We start from the raw sequence: 13,973 nt of genomic DNA on the forward strand, positions 1-13,973 counted from the left end.
GGAGGCGTGAACATGGTTACGATGCACATCTCGCAGAAAGATGTTTCGAGCATGACACCAGAAGCGGTCGCGCAGCTTGCGAATCGGCTGGAACAGGATGACTACGACAGCGTGTTCGATGGCCTCAACGATTGGCATTTGCTGCGGGCAATTGCATTCCAGCGGCCAGAATTGGCAGAACCCTATACCTATCTACTCGATTTTGAACCGTTTGACGAAGAGTGAGTCAGATTCTGATCGGCGTTGGCGGCGGCATCGCGGCTTATAAAGTCTGCGAAGTGGTTTCGAGTTTAGCGAAAGCTGGGCACCAGGTACGGGTTGTAATGACCGATGCGGCTCAGCAGTTTGTTTCGCCGCTGACGTTTGCAACCCTAGCTCGTCATCCAGCCTGCTGCGATCGCGATTTTTGGCAACCTACTCATTCTCGCCCACTCCACATTGAACTGGCGGAGTGGGCAGATTTGTGTGTCTTGGCTCCCCTGACGGCTAATACATTAGGCAAACTGGCGCACGGGTTAGCAGACAATCTGCTGACCAATATGGTGCTGGCTTCGACCTGTCCCATTCTGCTAGTGCCCGCCATGAATACCGACATGTGGCAGCAGCACTCGGTTCAGCGCAATTGGCAACTGGTGCAGCAGGATTCTCGCTACCACTCAATGGAACCGGGAGCGGGTATTTTAGCCTGCGATCGCATCGGCAAAGGTCGCATGGCTGAACCACCTGAAATCCTGGCGCATATTGAATCGCTGCTGCACACCCAAGGCCAGCGGGATTTTGGTGGCAAGCATGTTCTCATCAGCACCGCCAGTACCCGTGAGTATTTAGATCCGGTACGCTTCATCGGCAATCCCTCAACCGGAAAGATGGGCATTGCGCTGGCACAAGCGGCGCAGCATCGCGGGGCAGCGGTCACGCTGGTGCATGGGCCAATGGAATCTCATTTGCTAGCTCTAGTGCCAAATGCGCAGAAGATTGCTGTCACCAGCGCTCACGAAATGCACCAAGCTATGCGCTCAGCCCTACCCCAAGCCGATTGGATCATCATGGCCGCCGCAGTCGCTGATGTCCGTCCCGCTCAAACCGCTGCGGCAAAATTACCCAAGTCCGAGCTGCCGACCGCTTTACCACTGGAATTTGTGCCCGATATTGCCGCCGATTTAGGCAAGCAAAAGAAGTCGCACCAAGTTCTGATTGGCTTTGCGGCGCAGACAGGCGATATTGTCACCCCTGCCTTGCGGAAATTGAAGGAAAAAGGATTAGATGCGATCGCAGCCAACCCCATTGACCAGCCTAACAGTGGCTTCGGCACGGATTCTAATCAAGCCATCTTCATCAGCGCCATAGGCAACCAACACCAAATCGCCCCCTGCAGCAAACTCAAAATGGCCCACCAGCTCTACGATTTTGTCCAGCAAATAGCAAAATCTCAGAGCTGATTTATAGCTATTAAAAATGGCCCTTTTGGTTTTCGTAAAAGCTTCAGGATGTAAGTTTATGAGAACATGTTAGGATACTTAGCAATTCTTGAAGTCTGTGTTGGAGAGGTAGATCAATTCATGGAAGCAGCGCTGCTATTGGCGAAATTGCCAGAAGCCTATCAAATCTTCGATCCACTGGTTGACGTTCTGCCAGTTATCCCTGTCTTCTTCCTGCTGCTAGCATTCGTCTGGCAAGCCGCCGTTGGCTTTAAGTAAGTCCAACTCTCTGCGCTTCAGGCCATTTCCGGTTGAAGCCTAGGCAACAGTGACAGACAGAAATCGTTTTAACAAAAAAGCGAAAAATAATGAAAGGGGAAGCATGCAACGCACACTTCCCCTTTTTTTAGTAACACCCGATCATCCCCAGCAAAGCGAAGCGACTCAACACCACCCACCGATCACATCATCCGTGGGGGCCTGGGGCGACGGCACGCACCAGTGGGGGAGTCTGAGGGGGTAGTCCCCTCAGAAGCAACCCTCCATCACAAAACAGACTCCGCCAACCAACCCAAAAACTGGCAAACACTACTCACCTTGCAACATCGTCTTCGACACAATTCGCGTCTGCTTGCGATCGCTCTCCGACAACTCCCCACCCGACTGTAACCGCGTCGCATTCTCTTGCAGCACCGTCGCCGCACTCTGATCACCCATTTGAATCGCCGTTTTCGCCGCCGACTGCAACATCGTCGCCGCTCCCGCCCGATCACCATCCTTCAACTTCTGCTCCGCAATCTGCGTTTGACGATACTTGGCCAGCGCCAGCACATGCGTCTGCACCTCCGGCTCTGGTGCAGGTTGAAACACCGTCATCGCCTGAATCATCACAGGCAGCGTATCTGTCGTTTGCTCCTGCTGCCCCAAGACCGGATCATCGTAGCGAATTTGCACCTGAGCAATTTCATGAGTTCCAGCCGCCAACTGACCAATGTAGAGATTCACCAGCACCACGCGCGGCACGTCAACCATCAGGTCACCAATCCGCACCATGCACTGATCGCCATCTTGAATCAGCGGCAACTCAACCGTATCCGGAGCTACCTGAGCCACAGGCTTCAGCTCCGCCAATCGCACATCCGGACTGAGCCGGAGATATAAATGCGCATTCGTCAGCACCACAGACTGCACCCGAGTCAGTAACTTATTGAATTCATCAACCGCAGCTTCCGGTTTTTGAATATACGTCAATGCCCCACCCGCGGCATCGGCGATTTGCTCCAGCACATCCTGATTCCAGTGGTCGCCAAAGCCCAGCGTATTCAGCGTAATGTTGTAGCTGGCAGACAGATGCGCCAGTTTCAAGCAGCGCTCATTATCACCATGCTCATTCTCGCCATCGGTGAGCAAAAAGACCTGAGACACCCGATCATCCTTGCCCTTAATTAACTCCTCAATGCCCAGCTTCATCCCTTCATCGATGCAGGTGCCACCCGTTGCCTTAAGCTGACTAATCGCAGATTTAATGGCAGCAGGGCTGTCTACCGCCTGATTCTCAACAATCACCTTGGCTCGGTGGTCAAAACCAATGATGGAAATCCGATCGTGAGGCGACAAATTTTCCACCAGTTTGATCGCCGCTTGCTTCACCGTATCCAGAGGTCGCCCGTGCATTGAGCCGCTGTGGTCGAGTACTAGGCAGAGATTGAGCGGAGCGTGCTGTTGTGAATGTGCGATCGCAGTCATCGACACTGCCAGCTGCCGCTGACTATTGGCTTGAGCAGCATCCAAATTGGCATCACTTAAAACCGCCCGTAGCGCCACTCGCATGGTGAAACTCCTTAAATCTTGCAAAACTATTTCCAACGTAAGTAGCGGTATATCTAAAAAACCGGGGGGAGCGCCCCGGAGGGGCGCTCCCCCCGGTTTTTTAGATGCGTTTATTTATATCAACCTATTTATTTCGGGATACTTGGCAGGATGACTGGTCAGATTGAACCCAATCCCGAACGAGGTGCGGAGATCACTGCCTTCAATCCGCGTGAGAGACTCAGGCTCGCGTTACTATGTTAGAACTTACATCTTTACACCTAAACCTAAATGGTCTATTTTGCCGCCGCCTTGCAGCAGCGAAATAAACTCTCCGGGTTTCAGGTTGGTAAGGTGCAAAATGTGAGTGCACACAATGCCACGGTTAGAGGCAATCCCAGAGCATATGACTTCACAGATTAAAGCAGTTCAGACCCAAGCATACGGAGACGCATACTACCGCACGCCGCCTCCTGACTTGCCGTCGCTTCTCTTAAAAGAGCGGATCATTTACCTGGGGCTTCCACTGTATTCCTCAGACGATATCAAACGCCAAGTCGGTATTGATGTAACTGAGTTAATCATTGCCCAACTGCTCTACTTGCAGTTTGATGATCCCGACAAGCCTATTTACTTCTACATCAATTCCACCGGAACTTCCTGGTACGATGGCGACGCAATTGGCTTTGAAACCGAAGCGTTTGCCATTTGCGACACCATTTCTTACGTCAAAGCCCCTGTTCACACTATTTGTATTGGTCAAGCGATGGGGACAGCGGCCATGATCCTGTCGGCAGGTACCAAAGGCTATCGAGCTAGCTTACCGCACGCCACCATCGTGTTGAATCAATCCCGCAGCGGCGCACGGGGTCAAGCCACCGATATTCAAATCCGGGCTAAGGAAGTTTTACTTAATAAGCAAACCACCATCGATATTCTGGCAAAAAATACTGGGCAAGACGCCAAGAAAATTGAAAAGGATACCGATCGGACGTTCTATCTGACACCACAAGAGGCCAAAGAGTACGGTTTAATTGACCGTGTACTAGAAAGCACTAAGGAACTGCCTACACCCGTGCCAGCGCTTTAATTGCTGGGGTTGAACCTATCTAAATCAATTCTTGAATTAATATTCGTCTGCGCACACTTAAGGGTAAGCCCCGTTTTGTCAATTAGCTAAATTCATCTAGAGAGCAAGTCAGAATTATGCCTATTGGTATTCCAAAAGTTCCATATCGCCTGCCGGGTAGCCAGTTCAGCCAGTGGATTGACATCTATACTCGGCTGAACCAAGAGCGCATTATTTTCTTGGGTCAAGAGGTCACCGATGCGCTGGCTAATTCAATCGTGGCGTCGATGCTGTATCTCGACTCTGAAGATCCCAGCAAGCCGATTTATCTGTACATCAATTCGCCTGGTGGTTCCGTCACGGCGGGGATGGCCATTTACGACACGATGCAGTACATCAAGTCCGACATCATCACCATTTGCGTTGGCTTGGCGGCCTCAATGGGTTCATTCCTGCTCGCAGCTGGCACCAAAGGTAAGCGGCTGGCGCTGCCCCACGCTCGGATCATGATTCACCAACCTCTCGGTGGCACAGGTCGGCGTCAGGCAACAGATATCGAAATTGAAGCGCGCGAGATCCTGCGCGTGAAACAGCAGCTCAATCAAATGCTAGCCGAGCGCACGGGCAAAACCCTAGAGCAGATCGAGAAAGATACCGATCGCGACTACTTCATGTCTGCTCAAGAAGCGGTTGAGTATGGCCTGATTGATCGGGTCATTGAAGAAACTCCGACATCTACTTAAGAATCTGCATCTGTCACAATTTCTAGACGGAATGATTCAATTATGTAAATCAATGGCAGAATCTGATTGATTCTGCCGTTTTTATTTGGGATGAACCTGATCGATTGTTACCGAGCGTTAGGACTCCGAACCGGAGCACCATTTGCCGATGTGAAAGCGGCCTATCGTCGGCTGGCTCGACGATATCACCCAGACGTGAATCCGGGCGATCAGCAGGCCAAGGATAAATTTATTGAGTTAACGGAAGCGTATCGCACGTTAAGTCAGGCGTTGCCTCATGACGGTCTAGATTCTGCTGAAACTTCAACAGAGTCGGTTGCCAACTCGACGGCAGTACAGACTCAGCGGAAAAGCTCAGCTAGCAAGCGTCAAAATCAGACCAAGCCAGCGCCACCGAAACCTGAGTATCCAGAAGTTCAGAAAAATCCCGATTTGTCTCAGCTCGAACAAAAGCTGAAGCAAGAATCTTATAACCAGTTGCAGACACTGCTGCAACGCCGAAAATTTCCACGTGCGATCGCACTTGTGGAAGGATTAGCTCAGCGGATTCCTAATGATGATGAAGTGCGTCAGTGGCAAGCCATCACCTATCAGCGCTGGGGCCGCCAGTTGATCAATGATGGCCAATTTGCCAAAGCCCAGATTTACCTGAAAAAAGCATTGCAGACTGATCCCTACAACAAATCCCTCCATCAGGAAGTTAACCAAGATTTTCAACGGCTAAAGCAGGTTTTTTAAGGCATGGCGTCAGCGCTATACTTTCCAATGTGCCAGACTAGAAGTTCACGCTTACGTCGCTTTGCATCATGACCAAACAACGGATTCGAGACATCGTTCGCCAAGGACAGCCCGATCAAATCGTGACCATTCAGGGCTGGGTTCACACTAAGCGAGAATCCAAGGGATTTGCCTTCGTCAACGTTAATGATGGGTCATCAATGGATGGTCTCCAGGTGGTGGTTGATAGCAATCTGACCGATTATGAGGCCACAATGGCGCGGATTAGCACGGGCGCTTCCGTTGAGGTGACGGGCAAGCTGGTGCAGTCTCCTGGCAAAGGGCAAAATCTGGAAATTCAAGCGCAATCCATCACGGTTTACGGTGAGGCCGATGCCGAAACCTATCCACTTCAGAAAAAGCGCCATTCATTTGAGTTTCTGCGCACGATTGGTCATCTGCGATCGCGCACCAATACTCTCGGAGCTGTGTTCCGCGTCCGCAACGCCTGCTCCAATGCGATTCACCAGTTTTTCCAGGAGCGCGGGTTCATGTGGGTGCATACGCCCATTTTGACCGCCAGTGACTGTGAAGGCGCAGGCGAAATGTTTGCGGTCACTAGCCTGGATATGGGCAACGTGCCCAAGACCAAAGAACAGGCGGTGGACTATGTGCAGGACTTCTTTGGTAAGCCTGCCTTTTTGACCGTCAGCGGTCAGCTCGAAGCCGAAATTATGGCGATGGCGTTTTCGGACGTTTATACCTTTGGGCCAACCTTCCGGGCAGAAAACTCCAACACCTCACGCCACCTAGCCGAATTCTGGATGGTGGAGCCGGAAATGGCTTTCTGCGATTTAGATGGCAACATGGATTTGGCCGAAGCGTTTCTCAAATACGTGTTCAAGTCCGTGTTTGAAACCTGCGCTGAGGACATGGAGTTTTTCAACCAGCGGATTGACGAAAACGTACTGGCGACGGCGGAGAATATTATCAATAACGAGTTTGAGCGGATTACGTATACCGAAGCGATTCGTCTGCTCGAAAAAAGCGATCGCACATTTGAGTTCCCAGTTTCCTGGGGACTGGATATGCAGTCGGAGCACGAGCGCTATCTGGCCGAGGAACTGTTTAAGAAGCCTGTGATCGTCACAGACTACCCCACTGAAATCAAAGCCTTCTACATGCGGCTAGGCGACGATGGCAAGACCGTACGAGCGATGGATGTGCTGGCCCCCCGGATTGGTGAAATCATTGGCGGCTCTCAGCGGGAAGAGCGGCTAGACGTACTGGAACGGCGGATTCAAGGGGCTGGCCTGGATCTGGAAAACTACTGGTGGTATCTCGATCTGCGTCGCTATGGTACCGTGCCCCACTCGGGTTTTGGCCTTGGCTTCGAGCGTCTAGTGCAGTTTATGACCGGAATGACTAATATCCGCGATGTGATCCCCTTCCCCCGCGCTCCCCAAAGCGTTGAGTTTTAGGATAAAAACCTTGAGCGGCTGCACTGCAGCCGCTCAAGGTTTTTGTCGGTTTAATTCAAGTTTTCAAGTTATGGAGTTGTACTGAATCCTCTCTAATCGAGTAGCTTACAGATCAAAACGCCTGCGCCCTGTGCTTCAAAGGGGACGACCGTTCCATCTTCGCGGATGCGGATTCGTTGACGACAGTTATAGATTTCCAGTGGGCGCTGCTTGCCATCAACACTGACGACAGCTCGATATTCCCAATAGTTTTTGGCGCTGCGTTTCACATCAAGCAGGCAAACCTCATGTTCACCAACCGTGCGACAGTAGTTGAGCGCTTGGGCAGCAGGTGCGATCGCAGTTACACCCAGCGTCAATGTCCCGATCATAACGACCCATCCAACTGCTAGCCGAACCAGCAATCGACGCCACTCTCTCCCTCGATCATGCAACACCACTAGCGGACTGACTTGAGGCTATCGACTTTTTCGACAAATAGGTCTGTAAAGATAGAAATTACTCGCCGCTGTCGAACGCGAATATTAGTGTTAACTGACATACCAGATTGGAGTACAACTTCTGCTCCATTGGCATTGATCACCTGCCGATCCATGCTGATTTCCACTGGAAAGCGATAGAACGGATAGATTTCATCCGGCGGCAGCGCATCCGAGCCAATCCGCAGCACTTCGCCTTTGATATCGCCAAATTCGCTATAGGGGAATGAGTCAATTCGCACATCAACCGGCATACCAACTTTGATGAAACCAATATCTTGGTTGGTGACAAAGACACGAGCCACCAAGCTATCTTCCGGCACAATTTTCATGATTGGTTCGCTGGTATTTGCTACATAACCTGGAGCACTGGACTGTAAGTCAAATACCGTACCGTTGACGGGCGATTCCAAAACCTGATACCGCAGCGTTAGTTCCGTTTGCTCAAGCTGACTGCCGATTTCTTCAATTTGCTTTTCATTTTCGACGATTACCTTTGCCAGTTGGCTATCAATCTGGGCAATCTGCTGTTCGTTGGCTTCAATTCGAGCATACAGATCCGAATCGGTTGCTGAAATCGCATTTTGCTTTTCTTGACGAGCTTGGTCAATATCTTGCAGAACTCGCGCCCGTTCCTCCGTGAAGCGCTGCACATCAGAACGACTCGTAGAAGTCTCCTGCTCTTGCTGTACGTATTGCAGTTCAGCTACGCCCCCTTCTTCGTAAAGCGTTTCCAGCCGAGCCAGGATCGTTTCGTTGGTACCCAAAACTTCCCGTGCATTGCTCAACTGAATGTCAACTTGATTCAGCTGTCGCTCAAGCTGTTCAATTTCTAGTTGGGCAGCCTGCACTCGGCTCGAAACCTCCGACCGACTGGCCGCTAGTCGATCCAACTGCCCTGCCGTTAAACCTTCCGTTGAACCGCCCAAAAGTGACCGATACAGCTCGATCTCAGATGCTAGAGCCGCTCGATTGCTTGTGAGAGAGATAAGACCGGGTGGCAGGTCGGTTAGCGTAAAATCAGCAGGAGTATTATCCCCTCCCATTTGAGAGCGGTAGTACTGATTTTCAGCCATCAAAGCCGCCCGTACTTCCCTCAAAGAGCGGGCTTGAGCCGTGGCAGCAGTTTGGTCAAGGCTCGCCAGATCTTCCCCAGCTTCAACCCGCTGCCCTTCTTCGACATATACTTCCTGGACAACGCCGCCCAGTGGCACCTGGACTTCTTTCACGGATTCTTGGGGTTCCAGCTTACCTTGGGCTTGAACAGCCTGTTCGATTTTGGCAAAGGATGCCCAGAGGACGCCGAATGTGGTCACACCCGCAATCGTCCAGACAATCGCCTGCGTCCAAACTGGCGTCTGTCGGAGAATGACCGGACTGTCAAATTGGGGCTCTGGCGGAGTTTTACCATTGCCGTTGCCATTGCCGTTCAGAGAGGAGGCTCCATTGGATGAGAGCGTAATTTGGCGGGGCTGAGAGTTACCGCTGTTAGCAGGATTCATAGGTCAAGATCTCAAGCAATTTTGCAACGAGGAATTCAGTAACTAAGGATTAATGTCTTGTTGGACAGTCGGTCGGCAGTCGGTCGGTGGTTGCTGGGCAGTTCTACGGCTGCTAGACGGAGTCATGCTGGACTGCCGTTTATTGAGTTCATGAGTGCTGTCAACAGGCCACCCAAACGCAGATTAGAGCTGGGCGTCTTGCTGTTGATAGAGACAGTAGTAGCGACCCTGGAGTGCCATTAGTTCCTCATGGGTGCCTTGCTCCACGACAGCTCCCTTATCCATCATCAAAATCAGGTCAGAGCTGCGAATGGTGCTGAGTCGGTGGGTAATGAAGAAAACAGTGCGGCCTCGGAATGCTTCGGCTAGATTTTGGCAAACCTGTCGTTCGGTGTCATAGTCCAAAGCGCTAGTAGCTTCGTCCATGATCAGCAGGCGGGGATTTTGCAGAATGGTGCGTGCGATCGCAATTCGCTGTCGCTGACCACCGGAGAGATTTGATCCCCGTTCTCCTACTTGACTATTGTAGCCACTGGGCAAATCCATGATGAAATCGTGGGCACAGGCGATTTTAGCCGCTTCGATAATCTCATCGGTGCTGGCATCGGGGTTTGTGAGGGAAATATTTTCCTGTACCGTCCCTTCAAACAGCAAGCTGTCCTGGGGGACAATGCCGATTTGCCGCCGCAGGGAATACAGCTCCACCTTGGCAATGTCGTACTGGTCAATCAGAATTCGTCCCGCCTGTGGCTCATAGAGCCGGGGCAGTAGCTTCATTAACGTACTCTTACCGGAACCGCTCTGGCCGACAATGCCGATAAACTGGCCGGGCGGGAATTCCAGATTGATATTGAGCAACTGCATCGGCCCGGTCGTGCCGAACCGGAACGACAGATTTTCGTAGGTGACAGCGCCCTGCATAATCGGCATCGGAATCTTGTTTCGATCGTCTTCATCCGATTCCTGTGGTGTATCGATAATGTCGCTCAAACGCTCCAGCGACAGAGCCGTTTCCTGGAAGTTCTGCCAAATTCCGGCCAGCCGCAGCAGAGGCCCTGTCACGTAGCCGGAAATGATTCGGAACGCGATTAGCTGACCGAGGGTCAGTTCCCCTTCCAAAACTAGGTAAGCACCGGCCCACAGCACCAGTAGGGCGGAAAGTTTGTTCAGGAAATTATTCGCCGATCCGGCTGTGGTCGAGGTGAGCACCGTCTTGAAACCAGCGGACACGTAGCTGGAATAGAGTTCCTGCCACTTCCAGCGCGATTTCAGCTCAATGCTCTGCGCTTTGACGGTTTGAATACCGGAGAGTACTTCTACCAAGTGAGACTGAGTGCGGGCATTGCGTTCGGCCTTCACCCGCAGCTGTCGCCGCACGATGGGCGCAACAATCAGCGTCAGTCCCACAAACAGCGGAATCGTCAGCAGCGCCACAATGGTCAACTGCCAGCTATAAAACAGCATGACCACGATGTAGATCACCGAGAACACGGCGTCAAGAACCACCGTTAGGGCAGTACCCGTCAAGAATTGACGAATGTTTTCCAGCTCGTTAACGCGGCTGGACAGTTCACCCACAGGTCGCCGCTCAAAGTAGCGCAGGGGCAGTCGCACCAGGTGATCGATGATTTCTGACCCCAGGGCCATATCGATCCGGTTGGTGGTATCGACAAATAGGTAACTTCGTAAGCTATACAGAATGGCTTCAAAGATGGCAACAATCACCAGGAAGAAGCCCAGCACGTGCAGCGTGTCCGGGCTATTTTGCACAATCACCTTGTCAATGATTACCTGAATCATCAGGGGATTGGCTAGGCCAAAGAGCTGCACGAAGAAGGATGCAATGAAGACCGCGACCAGCACCTTGCGGTAGCGCATCAGTGATGGCCAAAACCAGGACAGGCCAAACTTCTGCTGCTGGGTGCGACTGGTGCGCTGGAGCAGCAAAACTTCGCCTTCTTGACCCCAAACAGAGGCAAATTCAGCCGGGGTGCGTCGAATCACGCCGGATTCTGGAACGCCTAGCACCACTTCCTTTTGGCTAGTTTCGTAGACGACGGCAAACGTGTCGTTCCATTGAACTAAGGCAGGTGGTTCAATCCGGTTAATGGCATTGGCGGGCATTTTCACCAACTGGGCCCGCAGCCCCATCATTTCCGCGACTGCGCCGCAAAGCTGAAGCGAGAGTCCACCTGTCCGATTCTGCTGTTCCACTAGAACGCGACGTAGAATATCCCGCCGAAACGGCATTTCCAGATGCTGGGCCAGCATTTGGAAACAGGCCAGCGTTGCGTTGAGAATGCCGCGTCCCCGCACGTGGGGATAGTTGATGCGGCCTGGAGTTCGAATCGGAGCCGTGATCTGATCACGAATCAAATCTTCGTCATCCGGTTCGGGTGGTCGTTCCGGTGCGTAGGGAATATCGATGGGCACCTGGTTCGTACCGTCTTCCGCCAATTCTGCGATCGCAGAATTTTGAGCTGGCGGCGCTTCGAGTAATACCTGTGGGAAACCGACTAATCGAGTTGGTACCTTGCTCTGGACATCCACCACCCGCTGTTCCAACTGAAGCTGGGATTTAACCGCATGCTTGGCGACGACCCCGCCACCACTGATAAACCAGGCATATTTTGGATCGAGCGCATCCAAATTGGCGGTTCCCGGCTGGAGATACTGAACCTTGGCCTGGTTGTAGCAGTCCGCCACAATCTGCTTCAGGTCGTAGCCCGTCTCAGCCCGTGATTGGTACAGGTCATTGAGAATATCGCTGACTTCTGCGATCGCAGGCTGCTGCCGAAAGATATCCGCCATCTGCGGATAGTTTTTCAGCAGTTCTAGAAAATCATGGGCAGGGAGAGTGGCACAGACTACCTCGCTAGATGCGATCGCGGTTTCACAGGGAATCCCCCGCATTAACCCAATCCAGCCCAGTACATCACCAGGCTGCAAAATCTTCAGCGTGAAGGGAAACTGGTTGCTGCCGGGACGATAGCCCAAGAGGCGCGCCTGCCCCTCCATCAAAATTGCAATCTGGTATGGCAGCGTTTCATGCCGCAAAATCGACTGCCCCATGCGATAGCGCAAAAGCTGAAACCGATTAGCCACGTCATTTAAGACAGAGGCAGGCAATTGCTGAAAAGGGGATAAATCAGCTAGAAATTCGCGAATAGAGGGTTTTACGTAGGTCATAGCGTACTATTCTTCCTCCTGGGCTGAGGAGGTCAATGTGGGTTCAGGGGGTAAGGGGTGGATGGGTGGATGGGTAAGGGAGAGGAGAGGGTAGATGGGTAATGGTTAGAGGGTTGAGGGTTCGGATTGTTTGGTGGGTTGGTCGGCCCAGGGATCGGTGGGGTCGGTATTTGGAGTTGCAGATTGGGATGGAGCTGTTTGGGATGAATTGGATGAATTGCCGTTGCTGTCGGCGGGAGGACTTGGATTCAGCGGTTGGGCAGATAGCTCGGTGGGGGATGATGTTGAATCGGGAGATGCGATCGCATCCGTAGTCTCATCCGCCGTCTTATCAGCGGCATCAGCCGTAGTGATCGACACCTGCTGGAGCTGCTCTTGCAGCCAAGCAGTGAATAGCTCATCTAGAAGCTGCTTGCGCATTGCATCATCGAGTTGTGCAGGTAAAAACTTTTCCAGCCGCACGATGATAAACCATTCGCCCAAGGGGGTCGGTGGCCAAAGCTGGCCGGGTTGGCTAACGCTCAACATGCGAGCCAGGGCCGGATGTGGCGTACCCAGCGGTACGGGACCAAGCAGTCCGCCTGTTTCGGCTTCTGGGCCTTGAGAATAGGCGCGGGCCAGCTCATCAAATGCCTGCTGATCGTCCACCAATCGAAAATACAGTTCTTGTGCGGTGCCTGCATCTTTCACTCGCAGCAATGAATAAATGACGCGATCGAGCCGCCCTTTGCGCTTAAGAAAATAGGATTGTAGCCTGTTGTCCCAGGTGACTTGCTTGTATTTCTCGGTCTTGAGCTGGCGCAGAACCGTTTGCTGCACTTGCTCCATCGTCATGCCCTGAGATCTTAGCCAGTTCTGGCGATCGGCTTCAGAAATCGCCTGCTGCTGCTGAAAAAATTGCTCGGTCGCCTGCTCCAGCTCTTTCTCGCTATAGGCAATCGTTGCGATCGCACGATCAATGATCACCTCTCGTGCCAGTTGGGGGATCAGGCGATAGCGCGCCATCAGCGACACAGCCTCTGCGGCTGTAATCGTTTGGTCGCCAATTTTGATCATCGGATCGGCTCTTAAATCTTGCATCTCAAACTTTTTTATGAATCAACATTGCATGGCAGGAAACACGCTTCATCTTGGCTTTTATGCTCAACTTTTATGAGTTATGTCTAAACCACCGCAAATGATGCAGCTTTAATATCTAAGACTAACGGTAGATATCCCTAAAATCAGCGAAAACTCGCAAATGCAAAGAGGTTTTTACATTTTGCCTGGGAGTAGTACTAGGTGAACCAGCACATTAATCCACGAACAGCCTATCGTGGGACGAGCTAAGCCGTAGGAGATAGAAGATTTATCTTAATCCTTGGCTTAACAATTCCCGATGAGTAGCTGACTGCGGAAATTGCTGACTGAAAGACGGCGAATTTTGAAGACTTTGCACTCACGTTGTCTATAGTGCCCATCCTAAGCAAATTGTTTCAGCCTAATGTTTTATCTCAAGTTGTCGTGTTGGTGCTGAACAAGAACCCATACCAACGAACTGCGCGTTTGAAGGCTGAGCCAACCACA

General features: G+C 51.9%; 12 protein-coding genes. 7 read left to right on the forward strand and 5 right to left on the reverse strand.

Annotated features, from left to right (window positions below; translation table 11 throughout):
- Positions 1 to 12: 12 nt before the first annotated feature.
- The 3 genes from isiD to AC286M_RS14395 all read left to right on the forward strand — a co-directional run bounded on the left by isiD (position 13) and on the right by AC286M_RS14395 (position 1,697).
- On the forward strand, positions 13 to 225 hold the full coding sequence (isiD, locus tag AC286M_RS14385) for a protein IsiD (RefSeq protein ID WP_488205047.1): 213 nt from the start codon (positions 13 to 15) through the stop codon (positions 223 to 225).
- Positions 222 to 1,439 carry a bifunctional phosphopantothenoylcysteine decarboxylase/phosphopantothenate--cysteine ligase CoaBC gene (gene coaBC, locus AC286M_RS14390; RefSeq protein WP_488205048.1) on the forward strand — a complete coding sequence of 406 codons (1,218 nt, stop codon included), beginning with the start codon at positions 222 to 224 and terminating at the stop codon, positions 1,437 to 1,439. Before isiD ends, coaBC begins: the two co-directional genes overlap by 4 nt.
- Positions 1,440 to 1,559: 120 nt before the next feature.
- Positions 1,560 to 1,697, forward strand: coding sequence for a photosystem II reaction center protein K (locus AC286M_RS14395; RefSeq protein WP_488205049.1), 138 nt, complete (start codon positions 1,560 to 1,562; stop codon positions 1,695 to 1,697).
- Between the two features lie 309 nt (positions 1,698 to 2,006).
- Here AC286M_RS14395 and AC286M_RS14400 read toward each other — a convergent pair whose 3' ends face one another.
- Complete coding sequence (locus tag AC286M_RS14400; RefSeq protein WP_488205050.1) at positions 2,007 to 3,248, reverse strand: vWA domain-containing protein; 1,242 nt, start codon at positions 3,246 to 3,248, stop codon at positions 2,007 to 2,009.
- A gap of 385 nt (positions 3,249 to 3,633) precedes the next feature.
- Between AC286M_RS14400 and AC286M_RS14405 the strand changes: the two genes are divergently transcribed.
- From AC286M_RS14405 to asnS, 4 genes are all read left to right on the forward strand, one after another.
- Complete coding sequence (locus AC286M_RS14405) at positions 3,634 to 4,317, forward strand: ATP-dependent Clp protease proteolytic subunit (protein ID WP_488205051.1); 684 nt, start codon at positions 3,634 to 3,636, stop codon at positions 4,315 to 4,317.
- Positions 4,318 to 4,433: 116 nt separating this feature from the next.
- Complete coding sequence (locus tag AC286M_RS14410) at positions 4,434 to 5,039, forward strand: ATP-dependent Clp protease proteolytic subunit (RefSeq protein WP_488205052.1); 606 nt, start codon at positions 4,434 to 4,436, stop codon at positions 5,037 to 5,039.
- Between the two features lie 90 nt (positions 5,040 to 5,129).
- Positions 5,130 to 5,777, forward strand: coding sequence for a J domain-containing protein (locus AC286M_RS14415; RefSeq protein ID WP_488205053.1), 648 nt, complete (start codon positions 5,130 to 5,132; stop codon positions 5,775 to 5,777).
- Positions 5,778 to 5,845: 68 nt separating this feature from the next.
- Positions 5,846 to 7,237: an asparagine--tRNA ligase gene (asnS, locus tag AC286M_RS14420; RefSeq protein ID WP_488205054.1), complete on the forward strand. Its 1,392-nt coding sequence runs from the start codon at positions 5,846 to 5,848 to the stop codon at positions 7,235 to 7,237.
- Positions 7,238 to 7,329: 92 nt separating this feature from the next.
- Here asnS and AC286M_RS14425 read toward each other — a convergent pair whose 3' ends face one another.
- The 4 genes from AC286M_RS14425 to AC286M_RS14440 all read right to left on the reverse strand — a co-directional run bounded on the left by AC286M_RS14425 (position 7,330) and on the right by AC286M_RS14440 (position 13,487).
- Positions 7,330 to 7,608, reverse strand: coding sequence for a hypothetical protein (locus tag AC286M_RS14425; protein WP_488205055.1), 279 nt, complete (start codon positions 7,606 to 7,608; stop codon positions 7,330 to 7,332).
- A gap of 68 nt (positions 7,609 to 7,676) precedes the next feature.
- Positions 7,677 to 9,218: a beta-barrel domain-containing protein gene (locus AC286M_RS14430; RefSeq protein ID WP_488205056.1), complete on the reverse strand. Its 1,542-nt coding sequence runs from the start codon at positions 9,216 to 9,218 to the stop codon at positions 7,677 to 7,679.
- A gap of 183 nt (positions 9,219 to 9,401) precedes the next feature.
- On the reverse strand, positions 9,402 to 12,407 hold the full coding sequence (locus AC286M_RS14435) for a peptidase domain-containing ABC transporter (RefSeq protein ID WP_488205057.1): 3,006 nt from the start codon (positions 12,405 to 12,407) through the stop codon (positions 9,402 to 9,404).
- 105 nt (positions 12,408 to 12,512) lie between these two features.
- The gene (locus tag AC286M_RS14440) at positions 12,513 to 13,487 is read right to left on the reverse strand and encodes a peptidylprolyl isomerase (RefSeq protein ID WP_488205058.1); all 975 of its coding nucleotides are present in this window, start codon (positions 13,485 to 13,487) and stop codon (positions 12,513 to 12,515) included.
- Positions 13,488 to 13,973: the final 486 nt, after the last annotated feature.

The organism is Thainema salinarum CENA647 (assembly GCF_057732415.1).